Source organism: Burkholderia sp. THE68, assembly GCF_009938265.1.
Lineage (GTDB): Bacteria > Pseudomonadota > Gammaproteobacteria > Burkholderiales > Burkholderiaceae > Caballeronia.
This window is the reverse complement of the sequence record NZ_AP022316.1, coordinates 1,466,744-1,490,599: the sequence shown is the minus strand read 5'-3', so window position 1 is coordinate 1,490,599 and position 23,856 is coordinate 1,466,744. Positions and strand designations below refer to the sequence as shown.

Sequence of the window (23,856 nt, the reverse complement as noted above, 5' to 3'; positions counted from 1 at the left end):
TCGACTAGATCACACGTATAGCTCGCGTTCGCCGGGCGTCCAGGACAAAGGTGCTGCGAACGAAGCGCGCACGCAGCGGGACCCGCTTCGGCAACTGAGCACGGTGTTTCCGCGCAAGGCCTTTCAGCAGCGCGGATGGTCGCCTGCTCCCATCATTGATTACCTGTCGTCCAGAATACACGACGATTGGCAGACTTCATGCGCCCTAAAGACTCGGACCGAACTGCCGATAACCAAGGAAACTCCCAACCAAATAGCAACCGATAGCCGAGGTATCGCATGTCGCAACTCGCGATCGAGGAAATGCCGACGCGTCCGAAGGTTCTCAAGTTTCGACAGAAGCCGGTGAAAGGACGGCGTCGAATACGTCGCTGTGCTTGAGCTTGAGGCCGATGATTTCGTTCCGCCACGGCTCGAGTGGGCAATGATCGATGTAGACGCGATCCCGTATCCGTTCCAGACATGTCACCTCCGAAAGGAAGACCACGTGAAGATTGGAGAGGCAGGAGACCAGGCGGCCGTTGCCAAGGCCGATACATTCTTTGAAGAAGGCTTCGTACTCGACCAGAAATATCTGATTTGCGGTGAACGATTCAGTGGTGGGATGGCGGTCGTATATCACGCGACTGGTGTGCTGGATTCCCGAGAGCACGCAGTCAAAATTCCGCTGACGGCTGCCGATAGCGAGCTATCCAGACTTTCGTTCCTTAGGGAGGAACGTGCGCTTTCAGATCTCTGTCACGCGAACATCATTCGTCTCCAGGATAGCGGCAGTCTTCTCAACGTACCGTTCCTAGTGCTTGAGTGGCTTGGTGGCGGTGACCTTAAAAGTTGGATTCAGGAGCACGGCCCAGCTAACTGGAGCGAGTTCTATGAAATTGTGGGTAGACCACTGTTGCGCGCATTGGTCTATGCGCATCAGCGACACTGGGCCCATCGTGATCTCAAGCCTCAAAATATCCTGCTCGATCAGGCTGGTGCACCAAAGATTGCAGACTTTGGAATCGCAAGGAATACGAATCAACCACAGCTTGGGCTGACCTTTTTTCAGACAGGATCGCCTCCTTACACCCCGCCGGAATCGGACGATGGTTATCGGTCCGACCGCAGGGATTTGTATTCATGGGCTGCAATTGCGATCTCTTGTCTTACGGGCAGCTTATTCTATAGCGCCGACGACATGCGGGTGGCGCTGGAAGCGCTTCGCGAATTTGCTGCTCCAAAGGAAATCCTGCGTAAGGCGTTGGCTCAATCTGCAAACGAGCGACACGAGACTGCATCACTCCTTATGGCAGAGCTCGACTCCCACTACGCGGCCGCAATCGCCAAGGCGCAGGCGCCAATAGGGGTACCCATCGTAATCGCATCCGCCTGCATTCAGACCCTCAGGGCCGAGTATGTCGCACTTGACGAAAATGAATCAATTGCCTACATCGTCGGAGACCTGAATAACGCCTGGTCTGCATTCGTCGACGAGCAAGCTGGTACGGTCCAGATATTTGGTGCGACTCTTCGAGCAAAGTGCAAGATTGCGGAATATTCACTCTCAGTCGAGAATCTCGTGATTCATACGCCCGACAGGGCGCGCGAGCTTCGAGAGCAAAATCCCACCGTAGCAGGAGTGACATTCCACGCGGGGAACATACGCGACTACGGCGCCGCTCGGGAAGCATTGCGGACTTTCTTGAGTCGACTCGAGGTCGTCGACAGCGTGCGCGCGCTGCAGGCCGAAGATAAAAGGCGATCCAAATGGTTTGATTGCTGGGGCGAATTTCTCCGGGAAAAGGAACGTCAGATCAAAGTCAAGCAAAGAGAATTCCTCGCTCGCCGCATTGACGATGATGGAGAGTTCCTGGTCGCTACGATCGAAGGCGACTTCGAACGTGAGGAACTCGGTCCCTCGCTCGTCATGCAGACTGCGGGTGGAAAGCCCGTCATTCTGACGGTCGTCGACGTCGAAGCTGATCAGGTCAGGCTGTTTCTCCGCTCTGGCAAGAGAGGGGATATTCGAACATCTAACGTGATTTTGCAGACGAATTTCGAGGCTGAGCGGAAATCTTTGCAGAAGCAGCGGGCGGCATTGGACGATATCAGAGCCGGAAGGGCGGTTAGTCCTGATATTGGGAGTGTGCTTTCTGAGCCGGAGACTGCGGCTCCTCCAGAACCTGCAGGCATGTGCTTTCCGAAGCACCTCAGTGCCGACAAGCGCCAGGTGCTCGACAAGGCAATGGAAGTCAGTAGCCTTCTTGTTGTGAACGGACCGCCGGGCACAGGAAAGACGACGTTGATTGCCGAGCTAATAAGTGCTTACCTGACCAGATATCCTGAACGACGAATCCTCCTGTCATCACAGACGCATGTTGCGCTCGATCACATTATCGCGAAACTCGACGACAAAGGACTGAGCGACCAGGTTGTTCGCATTATTTCGTTCGGCTCGGAGAACGCTCATAAGGTGAGCAAATCGGTAGAACCCTTGACACTCGAGCGAAAAGTTAAGGAATGGTGTCTGAAGGCGGAGGAGCGTTCAGAGCAATTCATCGAAATGTACGCGAAGAATAGGAGTATCAACGCGTTTGAGATCAAGACCGAGCTGCTTGGACGTGCCTACATGGAAACGCGCAAAGCACTTCGTCATTTGCAATCGACGCTGCAGAAGCTAAAGGACAAAAGTGTTCGTATAGACAGGGAAAGGCTGGAGAAGCTCGCGGCAGGTGAGCCTGCGGACCCGCATGAACTACTTACCCAAACCGAACAGACTCTCACTGAGGAGAGTGATCTACGAAGCAACATTGGTTCGCTTGAGGCTCGTCTAAGCAGACTGACTGTCAACCTTGACAGGCTCAACGGCTTGGGAGCCGTCTTTAAAGATGCTGCGGACGCAGATCTCGAAGGTCTGCTAGATGGACTGGTCGGAACGGGGGCAAGCAAGAAAGAATTGATGCCGCTGATGAAACTCCATCTGGACTGGTTGACCAGACTGGGGTCAGAACGATCGTTCCACGGAGCAGTGCTACGAGAAGCACGGATCGTCGCTGGAACGTGCATTGGTTTGGGAAGTACTCCGGCGTTTCAGCAAGATGAGTATGACCTCTGCATCGTCGACGAAGCATCAAAGGCAACCGCGACCGAAACCCTCGTCCCGATGTCTCGCAGCCGACGTACGATCCTCGTTGGCGACCCTAAGCAACTGCCTCCATTCATAGAATCGTTCGAGGACGAGAATGGTGAGCCTGTCTTTTCCGACGACGCAAGAAAAAGTCTTCTGCAGGTTTTGCTTTCTCAGCTTCCTAAGGAAAACGTCGAGGAGTTGTTCGAACAGCGCCGGATGTGCAGCACTATCGGGCACCTAGTAAGTCACGCGTTCTACGAGAACAAGCTTGAAAATGTCAGGGGAGACGATGAGAGAAACGAAGTTGTAGCCCGTATATATCCGACGCCAGTTGTATGGCTATCTACATCCAAGCTCTGGGCCCGTTCGGAAACGCCTGTGCCCGGAAATACATACGAAAACGGTACGGAAGGTCATGAAGTTATCGAGCAGTTGAAAGCAATTGCTCGCCATACCCGGAAGGCGAAAGAGCCGATAGAAGTGGCTGTCATCGCAGCCTATTCGGCACAGGTGGCGCTGTTACGTGACACAATTTCGCAACAGATCGGCCAACATGATGGGTTCACAGTCGAAGTGAATACGGTGGACGCATTCCAGGGTAGAGAGGCTGACATATGCCTTTACAGCGTTACGCGGTCGAACGATGAGGACAAGATCGGATTTCAGCGAGAGAAAGAGCGATTGAACGTCGCTTTGTCTCGAGCACGTGACGCTCTGGTAATCATTGGTGACGCAAAGTTTTGTCACAGCATCAAGGGCCAAAATCCTTTCCGTGAGGTGATCGACTACATCTACGCGAATCCCGACTTCTGTACGATGAGGAATCTATGAGAGACCACGCAGACATCGCGCGAAGGCTCGAATCGCTCGTCGGTGATACGCTGGTTGACTATTTCACAGTGTATTTGCCGGTCCAGCTATTGATGGTGGACATCATCGGCCTCGAGCGCCGCACTGTTCCCGCTCCGACGGAATTTTGTCTACGCGCCATCGAGGCCGGGTTGTGCGAGGGCAGTGACATACTCGGTTTTCTCGGGTTAGACGCCGACTATGGCGATCGCCTTCTCGCGGGCATGCGCGACGGCGACTACATCGACAAGGACGGTTTCGGGAAATACCGGTTGATGCGCCGAGGCAAAGAGTTGCTGAAACAGGGCGGCGAGGCTAGTCCTGCCGATCGACGAATGCAGGTGCTGTGGGACCCAATTCAGCGGGTGATTCTCGACAGAACGCTCGTCTACGCGAAGCAGCGCACAGACCCGGACGGGATAATCGCGCCAATTCCGAACGCGTTCGCGCAACCATCTCCAGATGACCTTGAGGTGGGAGAGATGAACAAGCTTCGTGGTGGCAATGCCGGCGGAGTCGAATCGGGATCCGCTACTTTCGATGTGCTTCGGGTGACCGGTGTTCAGAAGTCGTTTGGGCGGTACAGGCCGTGTCTAGCTCTGGTGTTTTCAAACGCTGACGGGGATCTGTCATTGCGATTGGCCATCAATGGCTCGATTGACAACGAGTTGACAGCGACTTGCGCCAAGCTTGGCCTACCGAAGCTCATCGGCGTTGATCGGAAAATCGGTTCGCGGCCCGGTGTCCAGGCGGTGAGGAAGCGCCAACAGGACTTGCAGTGCGGTGAGGCTGGCAGCAAGAACGTCGCCCAACTCGTCAAGCGTCGCAGTATGCTTCGCTTCAAGCTCCAGACATTCGAAAAACGTCTGAGCGAAGAGCACGTCGAGTCGCTCGACGCAAAAAAGGCCGAGTGCCAGAAGGAATTGGACGACGTCAGTTCTCAATTGGAACGCTTGTCAGTGGTTCCAGTCCGCTGTCACGAAGTCGACCACTATCTAGTCGAAGCGTTAAAGGATGCTAAATCTGCGGTCACCATCACGACGACAAATCCGTCAGCAATCAAGGTTGATGGAGAGATTCTCGGATACCTTCGCTCGTGCCTTATGAAAGGCGTCAGGGTTACGCTGTGCATATCGGACCGATTTGGAGATAATGATGCCACGCTGGCCACGCTGGACAAGCTCTCGCGTAATGGGACATTGTTGGTTCATTTTCTGCAGAATGATCAGCGCTCCGTCTTTGAAATTGAATGGGACGGAAAGCACCTTCTTTTTTCCAACGAACCACCGCTAGGAAACCGGCGTCGCCCGACCTCTCCCCGCGAGTTTGCGGGATATTTTGTTACGGACGAACGGGCGGTTTCACACTATCGGGACAGCTTCCTCACTTTCCGGCCGGAGGATTTTCTGGTCAGGTTACGAGCGGCGGTCGGGAACAATCGCGCGATGCAAAAGCAACGACGTCGCGGCCAGGCTGGCGAGCCAGTCAGGCGCGCGTTGGCGAAGTGACCGTTTCAAAGAAGCGAGCAACTACCGCATCGTTGGGAGACACTTGTCGGCAAGTCCAAACAACCTACCGCTACTGCGCTACATCTTTACCGTCAGTGTGAGTTCGCTGATGCATGCAGTTGCAGTCCTGCCGCGCGACGCCGCTAACGTCAGCATTCCGCCAAGTTGCTGACGATGAATGAGCCGTGGAATTCTTCGGCGTCAGGCGGCGCGGGCGGCCTTGGCTCAGATGCCAATAGCTGCCGGCAGGGGGAGCGGGCTGCCGGTGTTGCCATGCCAATAGCCAGTCATGTCCGCGTCGAGCTGCTACTCGCGATGGGTGCGGGATGAGTTGGGAAACTCTCGATTTGAGGAGCGGTTAGGTTCGATCCTCTGGGGGATCGAACAAAAATTGCGCCCCCGGAGTTCGGAGACAGTGCCGTTCGCGCATCCCTTCACTCGTCGTGGGGCCGACAAATCCTTTTGGAGGCCAACGTCAGTTGGTCGTCGCAACAGTCGGGCTTTCCATCAGCGCAATAAGAAAATCAGTGGAACCGGCGGCATCCGCCAAGATGCCCGCCTACTCGGCCAATTCAGCGGACTGTTCGGTTGAATCGTCTATCAATGTAAAGCGTTTGTCAGATCTGTTGAAAGTGTGCTGAAACAAAGTTAGCAACCCGGCGAGGCGATCATGCGAACGGAGAGTTCAACGCAACTCGGGCGCAGGTATTGTTTCATATTACTTATATCGTGCTTGATGGCAGGTTGCGCGCAGAACATGCCGTTGCATGATAGGACGGCGCCAGCATCACTTGATGGCATGAATTGGAAGTGTGTGGGGCTGTACGAAGAAGTCGATAGGATGGAACGGGATAGCACGATTCAGGAAGGGGCTGAGCGGGACGCCACGCTTAAGAAGATCGGCCAGTACATTCGAGACCGTAACGATGCTTCGTCGACGAAGGAACTGGGGACATGCTGGAGCAGTCCACGGGAATACCACGCTAACTACGATCTCCTTTTCACTGAATTTGATGATCTCGGTCTGGCCGCAGATATACGAGAGTGCCAGACTGAAAAGAGCCCCGGTAAAGATACGAATTCCGTAACAGCTCATGGAACCGAATGCCTCAAAACCTCGCAACTTGCGCAAGTATATGAAGTCCTCAAGCCATACGACTGTGGCAGTTTAAAGGCAAATGAAGTTTGTACGGCGACACCCGTCAACATTATTATCTTCACGCATGGGTGGCACGGTTCATCGCGACCGGATAGTTGGTACACAGTGGGTTTCAGAAGCTTCCTGGAGAGCATGGCGACACTCGAAGCTGAGAAGGCAAGGCGAGGTGATACGACCAAGCAGAGACGCGTGATCGGCATCGAAATCGCTTGGCGGGGTGACTCATTGCTTTTCCCAGACGTGCTTTCCGTTTGGGACAGAAAGCAGGCAGCAGAAACGATATCGCTTGGCGCCGTGCAGGGCATGATCTCGCGACTTCACGAGTTTTATCTGCGTAATACGTGCCATATAGATAACCGCAATCAGATGCCGGGTAATCTGAATCGTTGCGGCCATGCACGGATGCTGATGATTGGACACAGTTTCGGTGCGTTAATCGATTTCAGGTCTTTAGTAGGGAAGGTTGCGACCGGCCTGCGGCTCGACAATACCGCGCAGTTTGCGTATTCATTTGGGGATCTTGTTGTCCTTGTCAATCCGGCTTTTGAAGGCGTTCGATACGACCCGACGTTCACCGAAGCACATTGGCGCACGGTTTTTCCGCAAGCTTCTACGATGGGCAACGACGACTCGAAGCAGTCGCAATTACCAATCATCGTCACGTTACAAAGCAAAGGTGATACAGCAACCAAATTCTGGTTTGAGGCGTTTCGCCATGTTACGACCGTGTTCGACAATCCGCAGTCAGACGATGAGAAGATAGAAAACGTAGGCGCGGTCGGATGGGTAAAGCGGTTCGAGACGCATGAACTGGTTCAGGCAGCGAACGGCGACCCAACGGGAAGTAGCAAAAAGAGATCGCTGGCCGACAGGGTCGATTGCCGTGCGAAGAAGTGGGCGGTGGCACAGTTCGCCGCACTCAACCGCGACGACGTGTCCATCGGTGATGGGATGATGCTCAAATTCTCGGGTACCGGTGCAAACAAGTCGCCAGACAATGTTTTGAATCCGGGGAGCCGCATCGATGGATTTCCACTTTGGATGGTGAAGGTCGACTCAAGTCTCATGAAGGACCACAACGATATCTGGAGCTCCGGAATGACCGAGGCCATCCTTCAGCTCTACTGGACCTCTGTGCTGCAAGCGGACATCGTGGCCTCAGGATTTACGGGCGAAGAGGCACGAAAGCTCAAAATCCAGCAGCCGATCTGCTTGGTCGATGCGAAGCTATGAACCTTGGGTTCATCCTTTGAGCGATGCGTAACGAGAAGACCATGAAAGCTTGGAAAATGCACCTCGTGTGCGTCTTGAGCTTTGCAACGGCTACCGTCGGAAACGGAGCCGAACAACAACCGGTGCCGCCTTATCTCGTGGAAGTTGTACCCATTCATCTGCTGCAGAGCACGTTGAATGCGCGGGCGAAAACGGGTTGGCGAATGCGGTCGACCTCGCAGGTCGCCTGTCCGCCTAAGGCGCCGAGACGATATCCAGAGGCGCCGTGCATGATGATTATCATGGAGCGCGGCCCTTGAAACGACCGATGATCATGTCGTCAAGTCTATATCAGAGGTGCACAATCTCGAGAAACATACGGGTTCCTATGCTTTTCCTGATCTGCTTGCGGAAATGAACACGTATGAATGTCGGCGGGTGTCCGGGGCTCGGCTGACCTCCTTTTTCGAAGTCAGGCGTTTTTGATCATTGCGACCATTTGCGGTTCCCGAAGGAACGCTGCAAACGGACGGCTTTTGGACGCCGAAGCATTTGTGAGCGAAGCATTTGTCTTATGGTGGGATTGCCACCGCCGTTCGTTCGGTAAGCTTTCAATCAGTAAAAGTACGCAGCTAAGTTTATCGACCGGATCACCTATTCTTCACAACACCAAGGGTGCTGCGTTGAATCGGGTTCGCCTTGCGCGAAGCCATTTCGACGCGACAAAGCACAACAATTTCCGCTGCACAGGAGACTGCCATGCCGCGCAAGGGAAGACGGGCCTTTATGAAGATCGCCGTTGGAACTCCCTTTCTAGCGAGCGGAGGGACGCGAGCGGCGACGCCCGCAATGGCTTATCCCGATCAAAGAATGCAGAACTTGGGATTTTCTAGCTATAGATTCAGCGACGGTGCATATGAGCACTTGGTCTATGTCAAGGGCGCGGGCCCCGATGTCGTCGTATTGCACGAATTGCCAGGCTTCGACGACCACACTGTGAACTTCATTGACAGACTGTCAAAGGAGGGGTTTCGGATCCACGCACCGCACCTCTACGGCACGATGCTATGGACCGATACATTCGTCAACTTTGGTCAACTGTGCATCAGCAGGGAATTCGGCTACCTTAAAGCAAATCAATCCGCGCCTGTGTGTGACTGGCTGCGTGGTCTCGCGCGCTCAATCAGCGAAGAAAGCGCGAACGCGCGCATTGGTGTCATTGGAATGTGCCTTACTGGCGCGTTTGTTATTCCAATGATAATTGAACCGGGCGTACGGGCCGGCGTTATCTCGCAGCCAGCCATCCCGTTACCATTGAAATATGCGGCTTTTCGTAGGGGCGCGGGCGAATGGATGCAGCAGGTGAATGTGTCAGACGCAGATTTCAGCGCGGCGACGAAACGCTGTGCACGCGACAAGGTTCCTATTCTCGTGCAGCGGTTCAAGAACGACCAAATCAGTTTCCCGGATCGCAACTGGCGAATCAAGCAAGCGTTCGGTGACAACGCGGAGCTCTATGAGTACGAAAATCCGAGGTTGATGGAATCTCCTCGTGATTTTCCGCACGCTCTGTTGACCAAGGAGTACGACACTGCGACGTTCGAGGGTGGGAAGGAGTCTGAGAATTCGACGCGTGTAGCACTGGCGAGAGTCGTGCGCTTCCTCAAACAGAATCTTTTTGTTCCATCTACCTAACGTAAATTTTGCACCCGACAGCAGTAGGCAGCGCCCACTTGTTGGAGCACATGATGAGCATCCTGCATCGCGGAGCATGGGCTGTGGCTAACGGAGTGCGAACCTCGACTGTCCTTCAATTGAAGCGATGTGCGATCGCGCCTTTTGCGTTGGTGCTGCTTGGGGCATGCGGTGCGACACCGACTGTTATGCAGTCTGCCGAGAAAAACCTTCAGGTTGATGGTCCGAATGAGCAGAAGTTTCATTCTGTCCTCTATTTCCCCAAAGGCGAGGCGCTGCACTATCCCGGCGATATTGTTGCTCTTGAAAAGAGCCCACAGTCGATCATTGGCGGCCCTAGCGTGAACTTGAGTGGGGCGGCGGGGTTCCTCCATGCAGACGCGCAATATGTTATCGACGAACCTCCGCGAGGTCTAAGCGGTCGCACCGAGGACCGCATCAAGCATTTCCAGAAGAGCGATAGTAAAGCGATGTTCGTGTCGCACATCGTCCGCTACCGCGTTTACGCGCCTTCGAACGACAGCGCGTATCAGATGGTGGACCAATGCTTTGTGTACAACGCGTTTACAGCAAAAGGAGTTGTGGAGAACGCGGCAGACGGGAGGCTGACCCGACTGACAGGATGGCTACGCTGCACGGACAAAAGCAAAGGGGGCAACGGAACCAACGTGGCAGAGACGAGCGAGAATAGCTTAGCATCCGCAGCGAGCTTTCAGGCGCGTTCCATCGACACCTTATATGGCGACGGGCTCGCCGCACTCAAGCCACTCGAAAACCAACTCACACAAGACGTCCAGCGCGACGGATACACACACCTACTCGTTGTAGTTATGGGATGGAACACGTCGCAAGACGAGGCGATTAGAAATTTTAATGACATAGTGGGCAATATCGTCGAAGCGGCCTACCCACCGGATATCTCTCTGTCGGACGAACGCAAGAAGGATATACGCCGTCCTGGCAAGCCTTTACCGTTTCGGCCGCTCGTCATCGGTGTAACGTGGCCGTCGTTTTGGAGCAATCGGCTCTCAAACTTTTTGAGCTACAAGAACAAGGCGGGAGACGCTGATGAACTGGGCTTGTCGTGGCTGAACGTGTTGCTGAATAGAACGTTGCCGTGCGTACTAAAGAGTACGGCGAGACCAGACGGACAGATTCAACTTCGCACCGTCCTTATCGGGCACAGCTTTGGCGCTCGTGCCGCGACCCGTGCCCTTTTCAGTTCGCCAATGCTGGAGACAGGTACGACGAGCCTTGGTCCTCCGAAGTCGCCAATCGACCTCGCAATCGGTCTACAAGGCGCAGTAAGTATCAACCGCTTCGTGCCGACGCGAAGCGACGAAGGAGCACCCTATCGCGATTTTTCGAGAATGGTTGACACGACGGTCGTGCTCACGGCGTCAGAACACGACGCGGCGACGTCGCGACCGTTCTGGTACGACGCATCGGGTTCGATCGCCTCGTTCAGGACGGCGTGCAACGGGGAGAGCGCCGACTACGGGCAGCGCTTTTCATGCTAGAAGGCGACCGACGATTCAAACGTGCAAGCTCCTCTCAAAATCTGCGCCGCAGCAAACGACAAAGATTGCCCAAGCAGCCTCAAGGCGACCCAAAAGTCTGTCAGCTCGAAAGTAGTGTACATCGACACCTCGGCGGGCATTACGGAGTTCAACTCGCCGGGCTCTGGTGGCGGAGCCCACAGTGATATATACCGTTTGCCAATGGGTCGGCTCTTGTGGAGACTCATTTCCGACTACGCACCGCCGGAACCACGTATGCGCAAGGTGCCGTTAACCTGCGGGAACCCGGCATAGTCCGCGAGTCTGCGATCTTATCTCGTGTCAACTGCGAAGAGACGGCTGGTGGAGCTCACAGTTCATCAGGAAGATAGGCGAATGAGACGACCAATGCGAATCTTGATGGCCGCGTGGCTCCTGACATTCGCGTCTGCGCATGTTGAGGCGATTTCGCTCGCAAGCTTCGACGAGGAGCGCCTTGCCTCATACACTGAGACGCCTCCTCCTGGCACAATCACGGTGACTTGGCTGGGCACCACGACATTGCTGTTTGATGACGGTGTAAGTCAGGTTCTGGTCGATGCTTTCCTCTCGAGACCGTCGCTTGGCCAAGTTACGTTCGGACGTCTTCAGACTCTGAGTGGTTTAGTTGACAAAATCTTATGTGACGCACATGCCGATCGCCTTCGTGGAATCTTTGTTACGCATTCACACTATGATCATGCGCTCGACGTCGCTCATGTCGCATTGAAATCTGGGGCGTTGCTCTATGGTACGCATAGCACACTAAACCTCGCGAGGGGTGGTGGAGTAAAGGATGAACAACTTCGCCACTTCGTTCGATGGCGGAGCGAACCGGTCGGCGCTTTTGACGTAATGCCGATTCCGTCAAAGCATTCTCCGCCGCTTCCATTCGTGAACGATAATATCGGGGAAAGGATCCGCGAACCAATCCGACAACCACTTCGTCAAAGTGCTTATGTGGAAGGCGGAACCTACGACCTCCTCATCACACACGGTTCGCATCGCATCTTGGTGGTTGCATCTGGGAACTACGAAGAGGGTACTCTTCACGACGTGCGCGCCGACGTGGTTTTTCTGGCCATCGGCGGGATTGGTACGCGTAGCGTCGACTACCACACGCGGTTTTATGACAACACTGTTGGATGCGTGAGGCCAAGGCTCGTGATCCCGGTGCATTGGGACGATTTTTTTGAGCCACTTTCTGGCGAACTGCCCGCAATGCTTGGCGCAAATACTACGTTTCGGTACATACGCCAGCGACTGCAGGCCGATGGCATCGGTCTGGGCGTCATGCAGGGGCTCCAGAGAGTGAAACTGTTCGACGACGATTCGCTGCAGATGCCGCTGCGCGAGCCGTCACAGGCGTGTGACGACTACGACTAGCGCACAGGTCTGAGATTGTAGAGAGATGTAAGCGCTGAGGGAGCGCTTGACGCGTTCCGTGTCTTGGCCTATGACCTGTAAACCGGTGGTGAAGCGAGCTAAGCTGGTGATTTCCATACAGAGAGTGGCGCCTAGCCGGAGCGTGAGCCAAGAAGCAGTATCAGGTCGACGTGACTCGATCGAGGCGACTATCGCACGGTCAATCGACAATAACGAAGCGCATTTTGCGTGTGTGAGGCGCGGCGGATCATTGTGCTGATACGGTCCGACAGCCGGACGAAGGAGCGTTTGCAGGGGCAGCGTTGGATCGATTGGAATATTGCAGTCTTGCTGACGCCACGTAGCAGACGGGAATGCGTTGCGGCAGGCCCTTGACCCGCCGATGCATCGAGGGCTGCGGTAGTCAAGCGGCAATGCCGGAAAACGATTCGGAGGCAATCAATGTCGACTCCCTTTGTGTCTGAAGGAAACAATCCACAAGCGCTCTTTACCTTGAAACTGCATCGCGGTGAAAGCATGGTTCTTATTGCCATGAACTGGCGAAACGGGGAACCGCCGAACAACTTCGTCGGCTGGTTTATTTCTTACCGAGAACCCGGCAGAAGTAACTATGTGGCGCTGAAAAATCGACTCGGATTTGAATATGAGGATGACCAGCCGAGCGACCATTTCGTCTCAACCGAATTGGCGCCTATTCAGAAATTCAGATGGGTTCACTTTCCTTTCCATGCGGAGAATGCCGGTACCTTTGATTATCGAGTCGTGCCAGTTTGGATGGACCCAGACGACAAGCTCAGTTACGGCGTGGCGCAAGAGGCTGGGATTGATCTTGGAATCGACACCTACGAGAATGAACTCAACGTCGCTTTCACGCGTGGTTTCGTGTCGTCACAGGCATTCGTCGAGCGATATTTGAAGGACCACCACACCATTGACGAGCTAATTCCGGACGACCCGGACCAGGGCCTGTCATTCAAGCCTACGCATCCGGACGCAAATCGAGCCCTGGCGTGGATGGGGTTCGAGGCCAGAGAGGCTATTTTGGAATTGCTCGAAGAAGCGGTCGACGATATTACCGCCAAGGTTGACGCAATCGCGTACGACTTCAACGTTCCTGAAATACTGGAGAAATTCGAGGCGTTAGGGACGCGCTTGCGCATCATCATTGACGACAGCAAGAGCACGACGGGCGGCCACGACCGCATAGATTCACCGGAGTCACAGGCCGCTGCCAGGCTGCAAGCGGCAGGCGCGGAAGTGAAGCGGCAACATATGGGGAACTTGCAACACAACAAAACCATAGTTGTCAGAGGGCGGTCACCTAAGGTCCTGTGCGGCTCGACCAATTTTAGTTGGCGAGGACTGTACGTGCAGGCAAACAATGCCATCGTCGCACGGGGCGCACTGGCGGCGGAGGTGTTCGAGGAGGCCTTCGAATCGTATTGGAGCGGATCTTCCGCGAGCACCTTCAGAAAGTCGCCGTCAGCGTCGAATCCTTGGAAACCTTTGGGTCTGCCGAATGTCAGCGCGGCGGCCACCTTTTCGCCGCACGGTGCGGACAGCGAAGTACTCGACACACTTGCTGCCTATGTTTCCCGACATACGACGTCCAATGTGCTATTCGCGCTTGCTTTCCTGTATGAGGCCAAGGGTAGTCTGCGCGATGCCATCACGAACCTTGAAGGAAGGAACGACGTTTTTGTCTACGGGATGTCTGACAGAAAGCTGGGTGGTCTGGATATGCAGATGGCGAATGGTCATATGGTCGTAGTTCAACCCGATTATCTCGTCAGCCACGACACTCCACTACCGTTCCAAGCCGAGCCGAGCAGCCTCAGTTCTAACAATGCTGGTACCCGCCTCCATCACAAGTTCATTGTTACGGACTTTAATACACCGAATGCGCGCGTATACGCTGGATCGTTCAATTTTTCACCGACTGCCGACAAGTCCAATGGCGAGAATCTCCTAGTCTTTGAGGACCAGCGGATCGCTACAGCCTACATGGTCGAAGCGATACGCCTCTTCGATCACTACGAGTGGCGTGTAGCTCGCCACAATGCAAAGGCTGATGGGAAGCCACTGGTACTGCGTAAGGCACCTCGCCACCCCGGGGAGGTGCCGTGGTGGCAGGAAGATTGGACGGATAGACGCAAGGAGTCCGACCGCTTGCTGTTCTCGTGAGAAAACCGTATAGGGTTTTGCGAAATGATGTTTGTAAGCGTCACCGGCACATATTGCGGGAAGCAGAATTCAGCTATCAACTGAAGGACAAGAGAAAGGCGGGATAGAGGAGCGCGCGCAACCACGAAAGTTGCAACGTGATATTGGATCCAGGTGTGTTGGATTTATTGCGGCGGGTCAGGTTTTAATCGGCGCTTACTTCAAGGGTAGGCGCCGAGTGGCGCGCAGGCGGTGTGAGTGCATTCTCAACGACGCTTTTGAACAGCGCGCTAGGACGGACTCAGACAGGCGCGCTCGGTTGAACGGATCGTTGCGGCGCCTACGTAGGCGGGACCAGGCACGTCGGCATGGTGCGGTCAGCCGAAAATGTTGCATGTTCCATGAACGTGCTGATGGAGGGTGAGAGGCGATTTACTCGGCAGTTCCCGAGTGTCGAGCTCTAGAACGCAATGGTGTTCCTACAATTGCAGAATCATCGCTTTCGACGTCGTACGGGCAGATCTTTGAGTTCTTTCTCGTACAGAGAAGCCTTCTCGGAGACCGAAATCATGCTATCGAGACCCAGCTTTTGCCTCATTTTCATCTCTCTCTTAAAGGCGGTCACCGCGTCCAGTGGAATTCGATGTTGACCGTCTTTCGCCACTCGTGTGCCGGCCAGACTTCCCTCGGCGATGAGAGTCTCAACAAAGTTTCGCGACACATGAAGCATCTTAGCAACCTCGTCGCTCTTAAGTTCTTTAGAACTCACAAGTCTTCTCCGTCGTTCCGCAACATACGTCACAAGTCGAATACGGACACGTGACCACTGTTGAGCGAGATCAGCAGTTGTCCCCTTAGCATGGAACCCTCCAATCCAGAGGAAGCGATCATCGCTTTGCCTGCGCGTCCGTTGTGTCGTTGTGTCGGCCCTTCGTTGGGACGTTCTAGGCCGGTATCTTGATCAATTAAATTCACTTCGTCCGAATAGCTCGAAGGTGACGTTTCGGACCGACTCCGAGTCTATCTCATTGATGTCCATCCACGCACACCAGGTATATGCAGCGTTCAGGTCAAATCCAGGTTCGCCAACGAGGACATACCTGCGCCCTGTTTTTGTAACTCCTCGCCGAGATGTGACGTCGAGCTCTACGACTGCCGAGCTGACCCGACCCCGGCTTCCGGACATTGCGCCGACGAAGTGGCGTTGCCCGTCGTTCGTTTCGAACACGCTCCACCTGAGCAACTCTATTTCGGGCTCTTCGGAGACTGGGCGAGTTTTCCAAAGCGGCAATTCGGCAGCCTCCTATCAGCGACCCGTTGGTGCATGCGGATGTTTTGAGCCGGTCGGGCAACACGGCAGCACTATGAGTTCGTCAGTCGTGCGTGATTTCACACGCAACAAACCCACTATAGTCCATTTCTCGACCCAAACAAGGTTTTGATTTATCTGACGATTCGAGACACGCTCAGCGTGATTTGGATTAACGGACTGCGCTCTGGAGGAGCAGTAGCATCAACGCATCGACCCTCCTCCATTTGACCCTTTAATTTTACGTCGGAAATTGGGACTCGATCACTCGGCGTCGGCGGGAGGGTTCAGCACTTAACGTCCGGCCGGACATCCATGTGAGATCAGTAGAGGCGTGGAGCCCCAAGGCTGGGGGCCGGAGAGTACGGGGTCCGTTACGCCGGAAATTCCGCTTTCATCGACTGCTTGTGGAGAGAATGAGCAGCGGATTGCAGCGAGCTGAATTTTTCCTTCGACGAAACGGGCGTCTCGTCAGCACCGGCTGCCCTCATCAGACTTTCGAGATTCGAGTCCTTGCGAACCAAAGCTGCCTGCATCGCGGGTGAGGCGACTGGGTAAGTTTCGCTTAAATGATTTCTCATTCCTCGATTTTCTTAGTAGATCGCGTGCGATTTCACACGATATTTGTCGGTGGTGACAAGCGACATGGCTCTCCGCTGTTGCGAACATCCTGGGAATTTTAGCTATGCGGCAAATCCACCGATCGTCAGGCCTAGAGGCTCGCGACGGCGGAGTATCTGCTCATTCTGAGCAGATTCTGTCCAGTTGGAGCAGATACTTGCAGGTATTTGTAGCAACGCGCCGAACGAGAGGTGCAGGCTTTGTTTCAGCCATTCGCCCACTGCGATAAGATATGTAAGGTATTTGTTATATTATTCGCCGTGATACAACGTGAAAAAACAGCGATAGCAAATACGTCGCTCGGTGATCGCGTCGCCGCAGTTCGGTCTTCGGGTCGCAAAGGCTTTCGTTTGATGGCACGGGTCCTCAGTGGTTGGCGGTTGCTTCTCGAGCGACCGGCGTCATCTCGAAGCTACGTCCATTCGGAGCCTTGTCCGTCTGTACACCCACTTAAAATGGGATGGAGTCCTCCCAGGGTCCGTCATATCGCGGCGGAATTGGTTTCGGGCCAGGACCTAAAGGCATGGGGAAGATGTCAGTTACAAGGGCTCCGCTTGGGTACTGAGACGGCCAGAAATTCTGGCTCATTTCAGCTCGAGCTTGCTCGAGGTCTCTAAATCCGAATGCGATGGGACTCCATTGATACTCGACAAGCAACATGTCGCCGTCTAGCACATATATAGCGGGCAAGAATTTTCGAAAGAGCGTAAGGGTGCTCTCGTGCTTTAGCAGTGGAATTGCACATCCTTGTCCAGACAAGCGCAGGCAGAGTTCGATTTGGCCGGAGGTTGTCTTGAGCCGGTCGAGTGATGCTGCCAACGGTTTTCGAATCAGCGAAGATGCCTTAGTACCTGGTAACGGATTTATGACAAGGGCATATTTTTCGTGCGTGCGCCAGCCGAGTTTTCGTGGAAACTGTTCTCTGTGCAGTAGAAAGGCGACTCCCTGGTCTGCCTGCTTCACCTGAGGGAGGTCGCACCACGCCCAATCATCGAGGCCGAGGTACGAATGAAGGAAATAGTTATTGTTGTCGTGGTGGCGAGCATGACCTTCGCCAGCGAAGCGGTCAACGAGTAGAGCGACCACCGAAGGAAGGCTTTCGCGGTTTCTAATCTTTCCTTTTTGAACTTGCTCCAACAGCCCCGGGAAGAATCGTTCCCAATCGAAATGCATGCATTCTCCCTGAGTGTAATCAAGGGTATCGCCAAGGAACGAGTCGGCGATACAGCCTGCTGCGGATAACCGGCAGCAGTATGCTTTGAGGTTGCGCGTGAATTCGACGTAGGAGCCATCAGCCTCGAGAGCATCGATGAGTTCGGGACAGTCGTCTGCCAACCAGCTTTCAATCACACGCGAGTCGAGATTGGCGTAAAAATGCGGACCACATTCATACAGGTCAATCAACTTTCCGGCGTAGTCCATTGCTTGCTGTAATAGCGGGTCTTCTGAATTTTTCCGCATATTGTTAGGCAGACAGCGAAGGTCAGGGTCAGTGGGTTCGAGATGGGGAAAGTTGTAGCTGAACGGACGGTCGAATTTCATCGTAGATGGATAAGTGATGTGACAGACAGTATGGCTGTGTGTTTTATCCACCGTTCTTGATGCACCTCGTGCGTCAAGATTCTGAGACATTCCAGAGCCGAGCCAGGCCGACCGATGGGCTACATATTGGCGATGCAACGGCGTTGCTCACACTCCCTGGGGCGAGTACTAGCGAACACACGATCGACAATGAGAGAGGTTTCGTTTCCCGTTGTGATTGACGCTGCGGAACGACTCGAACGGCCTTCGTCTCCGCGCCGAGCAGAGTGCCGTTGTCTCAGGTGAAACCCGTCAACTAGCTCGTCGACAGGTCATGGCGCTTCATGTCGTCGATGGAGACACGTCGAAAGGATTTAAGCGAGCCGGCCGAGTCCGAGATGGAAGTTGTCTTCGCTCGGACGATGATTGTGCCGTCGCTGCTCGCTTTCATGAATATCGTGCGGCGCCTTCTGGCGTAATTAGGTTCGGGCGGGCCATCCAGTCGGTCCGGAAAGCATATAGCAGCTTCTGTCGCGTCATACGCGAACCGATTCTTTTCCCGAGCGACGCGCTTCGATCCTTCGGCTGGCCGGGGGAGATTTCGTCATTAGGCGGAAGGCTAAAAACGCTGGCTATTCAAATCACATTCACCTTAGGTAAAAATCATGCAAATCGTGAAAGGCATCTCCGTCGAGAGGGCTCCGAGCTTTCATGCCCCCTTCGAACAAGCATTTCTTTATGTGGTCGAGCTCCTTCAAGACATGGACGCCAGTTTGCAATTCGGAATCGTTCCCGCCGTCCCCGAGGTTCTTATCTGGATGCTTGAAAAGCAGCAGCCCGAGATGCTCGACAATCTGCGCACTGAAGCTCGGTTGTCTCGATTTGAGAAGCTCTTGACTCTTTACCACGACGTACGGATTCGGGCAGGACTAATTCAACGAGAACAGCACTGGGAAGCAGAGGCCGAGATGTGCTGCGAACTTGAGGACTGGGGCCACGTCGAACTCGAGCACATCGCGGAAGCGATTCAAAGCACGCTGCAGGTCGGTGACCCCGACACAGCGGCGTTCTTCGCCCAAGTTGTGGATAGTGCTCGCCACCGGCGTGAAACATCCCGGCAGGCGGAGGCCGAACTGGCGGGAGCCGATGCACCGGAGAACGGAATTGCGAAGCCATCTGAGCTCGTGCCGTGGATGGTTGGTGACACTGTTCAGGTGGGGATGAACACCGACTCTGCAAACGCTGGCGACGAAACCGACCCGGTAAATCTCGCGGAACATTACGCAAAGCAACTTCTCGTCGCCGGCGACAACGGACGATACCCCGACTATTGGACCTGCGCCTATGCCGAGGCGGTTGTTGCCTGGGTCGAAGAAGACATGCCGGGTGTCGCCGCTGAGCTCGTGGGGCAGGGCAGAGCTTCTGACCTACTCGATTCAGTTGGGCATTTTCTTGAGTCGATGCGTCAGGTCGAGCATCTTTGGGATGTGCTCAGTGCACCATTGAGGCGACATTTGTCAGAGACACGTGGTTCGGAAGCGGACGTCAGCCAGATGGTCGAGCACGTAGTGCGGGCCGAATCGACCGGACAATCTGAGGCTGACGTCATACGTCGCACAGCACTCGTTGTCGAAATGTTGTCACGAAGGTCCGCCGGTGCCAGCACCTCGCGTTCGCGACTGAGTGTCTTTGAAACTGAAACCATGTCGCGAAGCGACGACAGCCTGGGGTGGATGGCTAATGGCTCGACGTGTCGTATTGTAAAGACCAGCAGCCTGCCCGCCAATATTCGCGCTGCAACGAACGAAGCCTACTGCTTGCTAGTCGACATGGAGAGCCAGTCGCATCTGGACGCGGCAGAGCTTGCCAGTACACGCGAAGGAGGCGGCGTTGACGTGCATATCGTCGAGCGTTCGGACGGAAGTCGGACCAGCGTGATTGCAATCAACAAAAAGTTCTGGTGCGAATGGAACATCTTCATGGAAGTAATGCCTCGGTTTCGAACAAATATCCCGATTCTTTATTTGATGAAGAGTAAAAGTGTTCTTGTCGTCCGTCCGTTCTGTTTCTTCGCCGAGAATGCTAGAGTCCGCAATAAGGACCTGCGCCTGATTGAGACTTATCTTTTGAAGCACGATGCTGTCGGTGACTACTACCAAAGGAATGTCCTTGCAGAAACGAAAAAATTTCGACCCCTGATTTTCGATAAGTCTTGAAACACTTGGGATAGGCGCCCAGGCTGACAAGCAAGCACCAGGGAAGTGAGTGCTGAATGCAACTCTTCCGCTTCAGGACAGTCGTTGAGAGCAGCTTTGCACGTCCGGGCGACACTGCGTTACGATAAGCGAAAAGGCAAGAAGATAGGCATGGCCGGGTCAACTGTAACAGCAAAGGGGCAGTCCGCCATGCCTGCCGAGTTTAGGGCAGCGCGGCATCATTGTCGTTGCCGTTTAGTTGCGGCACCGGGGTATTCCTGAGGGTTTCGCTGCCTGCTCACATGAGCCGTCAACGCCGAGGCGGGCTTTCGAGCCCACAACGCGGGTACAGATGCGACAGCGTGGAAGCCGCCTCTATCTACGATGGAAACAGGCATCGCGCACAAAGTTGATTAAGTTTAGGCGACGTAAAAAGACGTTGCAGGCTTGTAGGGCCATAGTGGCTTAAGGCGTTTTTGCAGCAGTTTCGGAAGCAGATGAAGCGGCATCCGCCTTTCCAGCCCGCAGCTGTTTCACAAGGTCGAGAGTAAGGCCTTCAAGCTTTACTACCCTAGCGTCATTGCTCAGACGCAGTTCCTTTTCCCGGGCGTCGAGCGCCGTCTCACGCTCTTTGACTCTGTCTAGCTCCCCATTGGTGAGCGTGGCGGCGACGAAAAGAACCACGAGCGAAAGGATGAGGGGAAGAAAATATGGCAACCTCGTGCTAAGTTGGAAAACCTTTGCCCACCCAGACAATGGCCCTTGCGGGTCAGGCGGCTCTGATGCGGCCATGGCCGACGGAGAGAAATCCGCTCCGCTGACCATAGCCCTTTCTAAAGGCTGATTCAAATACGCACGCGTCGTGAGTGGAGTCCCTGTTGCATATGGAATAGTGTTTTGGAAAGCAACAGGCGCCATCATCTCAAGGAATGCGATTAGGATGTCGGGATTATTGCCAACGAACTTCAGTAAGCTTCCTAATCCAAAAATCGAGCAGCCGAGGATGAGACTGCCGTATTCTATGGACTCGATTTTAAAATCGAACATGACGGAGGGCGCTTTCTCGCCGTCGTGTGATCCTGACCACCAGTCTCGAGCTTGGCGTATAAGATTTGTTCCAAAATCACGCCGAAGCTGGTACTCGAGGAAAGCAAGCGTTTCGCTGTCGAACTGCGCGCCCGGTACATACGAAAACCAAAATTCGCGTCGCAGATCCGAAAGGGGCTGACTGAGCAGGGGTACCCGAAATTGGATAAAGAATGCGGGTTCGGAGGATAATAAGCGAAGTGCCGAACCGTGAGGCGCATCTCCGAAGATAGTGCCCGACGGCTCGGTGGGTGCGGCCTGTCCTTCACTTGGAGTCATATCGTTCTCCCCCTCGTGCTGAATGAAAGAGGCGTCGGACACGCGCACAGGATACTTCACTCTCGAGGCCAGAATGACGGAGATTTTGTATTGTGGAACGCGCTGTATTTATAAGACAATTTATTGCGTTGTTGCTCGGCGACAGTTTAGCGCGTAATAAACACAGCTTGCTCTGTTTGAGGGTGTCGTCCGCAATGGGCGCGCCGCGCCCTCGACCGTAGATTCACGGAACTGAACGTTTCAGGCCATGGTGAAAGCCCACCAGAGGCGGGAGATGCAAATGCCGTGAGGGACCGCAAATGTCCGTTTGACTCAGCGTCAATCTTGAGTGCTCGTCTGCCGATGCTACCCGTCGACGAGCTGCGGCGGTTCGACGGGCCTTTCTCCGGCGTCGCATGGTGATGCACCATCTGATAATCGAAGTTGAAAGGGCAACATGCGATACATTATTTTCTGCCTAGAGAGTAGACGGTCGGCCCGGAGCGCTCCCCGGCTCGGCACAGTAAAGCTGTTGAATCTCATTGAGGCAGTCAGGCTTGAATTTGTCGCTCTTCCAATCGGACATAGCCGTACGCTTGCAGGAATGCAGCTGTTTTCGGAGAGAAGACTCGGCGGCGAGTCCGCATCCGTGTTCTGAGGCCTGTGTCAAGATATGACCTTGCTCGACATCTACTGCAATTCGACGTTAGTCGGGACTCTGACGGAACAGGTCCAAGGTGCCGTCTTCACCTAGCCTAGGGCGCACTTCTTGGGCGGGCCTCGGCGCGCGCTAGGGTGTCGAACACTGCTCGTGCTAGTGCTTTGATGTCTTCGACGTCTTGGATCGTTACCTCGTGCCGCTCCGTTCCAGACGAGCCGGCTCGCTGGATAACTACGCCTGCGACTCCGTCCTTTATCAGGATGTTCAGCCGAGCCTCGTTCATTTCGACGCCATCGGCAGAATTTTCGCTGATGAAGGCAGTCGAAACGGTTAGCACCGGCGGATACGGTGGCGTTGGGGATTCGAAACCACCCACACAAATCGCAGCTTTGCAGCGTTTCCATAGCCGGACTCGCGGATCAATCTCCGTCACGGATCGGTAGACGGCCGGTTGTTCGATAGGTTCAACGGTGTGTTTGCCTGCATAGACCGTCACTGTCGTCCTGCTGTATTCGGAAGCAAATGCCCTGGCCATCTGGCGCAACTTGCGAAACCTGGAATCATCGTCGAGACACGATATCGGCGTGATACCTCCGAGGTTGCCTTGGCGCGACACGAGATAGTGATAGCGGGACATCGGCGGAGCTGGGAAGAGGATACGACATATCGCGTACAACTTCGTCAAGGGTAGCGTGGTATCTGCTAGCAAGGCAGGAAAATATAGTTTGTCTTCTACTTCAATTTGGAAGACGCTTCCGGAAGTCTTCATGCGAGCAAGGGCCTTCGCTCGGCGGCCGAGCCGCCGACGGAATTCCGGCTCGTCAATGAGTTCGCCCGACCGAATCATCACGCGTCTCGATTTGAGAGCTTGCCGCTCAATCATTTTTTCAAACGCATTCTTCGGCCCCATCGGCTCTCCCCATTCTGTCGTCCGATTGATGGTCGCTCTCGGAACGATCCAAGGCGCGGGTCTTGAGTTACGCCCATGCCACGTGCCTCACAAGTCGGTAGCCCTTGCGATCACGCTCACCGATTGATAACGCGTGAACATCCGTGCACCTGATTCGTCAGTCGGCGTTTGCTACTTCGCAGTTTTCAGCAGAGCGCTCGACTTTTGAGTCCGAAAGTCGACTTCGGGTAATCTCCAAGCTGAAACACGCGTCATGTTACGAATCGAGCGAATGCAATAATCCGGCTCATTGATGGTGATAACCCATTTATCTTCGAAGGGGTCAAGGAACCATTCCAGAACCTCCGGCGATTCTCTCAAGTCCATTTCATCTGGACGCGGCGCATGATCTCATCACAAGGATGTAGCATCGCGAGCACCACGATCTGCGGCATTACCGGTCAGCGTCAGACGCACTATGTCCACGTCGTGTTCTCGTCGAAAAGTTCGAACGTCACATCCTGGACAGATTTAGGTTCGTTCAGTTTCAGCCACGCGAACCACGTGTATGCAGCGTCCCAGTCAAAGCCGGGAGCACCGACAAGGATGTATTTTCGTCCTGTGTCGGTGGTTCCTGTTCGGGAAACGCAATCCAGTTCCACGATCGCCGAACTCACTCTGCCTCCAAGGAAGT

General features: G+C 54.5%; 12 protein-coding genes. 8 read left to right on the top strand and 4 right to left on the bottom strand.

All coding sequences use genetic code 11. The annotated features are described in order from the left end of the window. Window positions 1-424 precede the first annotated feature (424 nt). The 7 genes from BTHE68_RS20380 (at window position 425) to BTHE68_RS20350 (ending at window position 14,643) form a co-directional block, all read left to right on the top strand. Entirely contained in the window at window positions 425-3,943 is a 3,519-nt protein-coding gene (locus BTHE68_RS20380) for an AAA domain-containing protein (RefSeq protein ID WP_162068033.1), read from the top strand. Beyond that, window positions 3,940-5,469, top strand: a complete 1,530-nt coding sequence (locus tag BTHE68_RS20375) for a hypothetical protein (protein ID WP_162068032.1) — start codon at window positions 3,940-3,942, stop codon at window positions 5,467-5,469. Before BTHE68_RS20380 ends, BTHE68_RS20375 begins: the two co-directional genes overlap by 4 nt. A gap of 841 nt (window positions 5,470-6,310) precedes the next feature. Beyond that, window positions 6,311-7,861, top strand: a complete 1,551-nt coding sequence (locus BTHE68_RS20370; RefSeq protein WP_162068031.1) for a hypothetical protein — start codon at window positions 6,311-6,313, stop codon at window positions 7,859-7,861. 738 nt (window positions 7,862-8,599) lie between these two features. After that, window positions 8,600-9,535 (top strand): dienelactone hydrolase family protein, encoded by a 936-nt coding sequence (locus BTHE68_RS20365; protein WP_162068030.1) that lies wholly within the window; start codon window positions 8,600-8,602, stop codon window positions 9,533-9,535. A 50-nt stretch (window positions 9,536-9,585) separates the two neighbouring features. After that, window positions 9,586-11,055, top strand: coding sequence for a hypothetical protein (locus BTHE68_RS20360; protein WP_197919681.1), 1,470 nt, complete (start codon window positions 9,586-9,588; stop codon window positions 11,053-11,055). Between the two features lie 387 nt (window positions 11,056-11,442). Continuing rightward, window positions 11,443-12,459 carry an MBL fold metallo-hydrolase gene (locus BTHE68_RS20355; RefSeq protein WP_162068029.1) on the top strand — a complete coding sequence of 339 codons (1,017 nt, stop codon included), beginning with the start codon at window positions 11,443-11,445 and terminating at the stop codon, window positions 12,457-12,459. Window positions 12,460-12,900: 441 nt separating this feature from the next. Then, the gene (locus BTHE68_RS20350) at window positions 12,901-14,643 is read left to right on the top strand and encodes a phospholipase D-like domain-containing protein (protein WP_162068028.1); all 1,743 of its coding nucleotides are present in this window, start codon (window positions 12,901-12,903) and stop codon (window positions 14,641-14,643) included. A gap of 472 nt (window positions 14,644-15,115) precedes the next feature. Here the strand turns inward: BTHE68_RS20350 and BTHE68_RS20345 are convergent, their stop codons facing one another. Further along, window positions 15,116-15,391 (bottom strand): helix-turn-helix domain-containing protein, encoded by a 276-nt coding sequence (locus BTHE68_RS20345; protein WP_162068027.1) that lies wholly within the window; start codon window positions 15,389-15,391, stop codon window positions 15,116-15,118. A gap of 1,611 nt (window positions 15,392-17,002) precedes the next feature. Next, window positions 17,003-18,094: a hypothetical protein gene (locus BTHE68_RS20340; protein WP_162068026.1), complete on the bottom strand. Its 1,092-nt coding sequence runs from the start codon at window positions 18,092-18,094 to the stop codon at window positions 17,003-17,005. Window positions 18,095-18,738: 644 nt separating this feature from the next. Here BTHE68_RS20340 and BTHE68_RS20335 point away from each other — a divergent pair. Further along, the gene (locus BTHE68_RS20335; RefSeq protein WP_162068025.1) at window positions 18,739-20,289 is read left to right on the top strand and encodes a hypothetical protein; all 1,551 of its coding nucleotides are present in this window, start codon (window positions 18,739-18,741) and stop codon (window positions 20,287-20,289) included. 444 nt (window positions 20,290-20,733) lie between these two features. On the opposite strand, the gene BTHE68_RS20330 is transcribed toward BTHE68_RS20335, so the two are convergent. Continuing rightward, entirely contained in the window at window positions 20,734-21,633 is a 900-nt protein-coding gene (locus BTHE68_RS20330; protein WP_162068024.1) for a hypothetical protein, read from the bottom strand. Window positions 21,634-22,367: 734 nt separating this feature from the next. After that, window positions 22,368-23,183, bottom strand: a complete 816-nt coding sequence (locus tag BTHE68_RS20325) for a hypothetical protein (RefSeq protein WP_162068023.1) — start codon at window positions 23,181-23,183, stop codon at window positions 22,368-22,370. Between the last annotated feature and the right edge of the window lie 673 nt (window positions 23,184-23,856).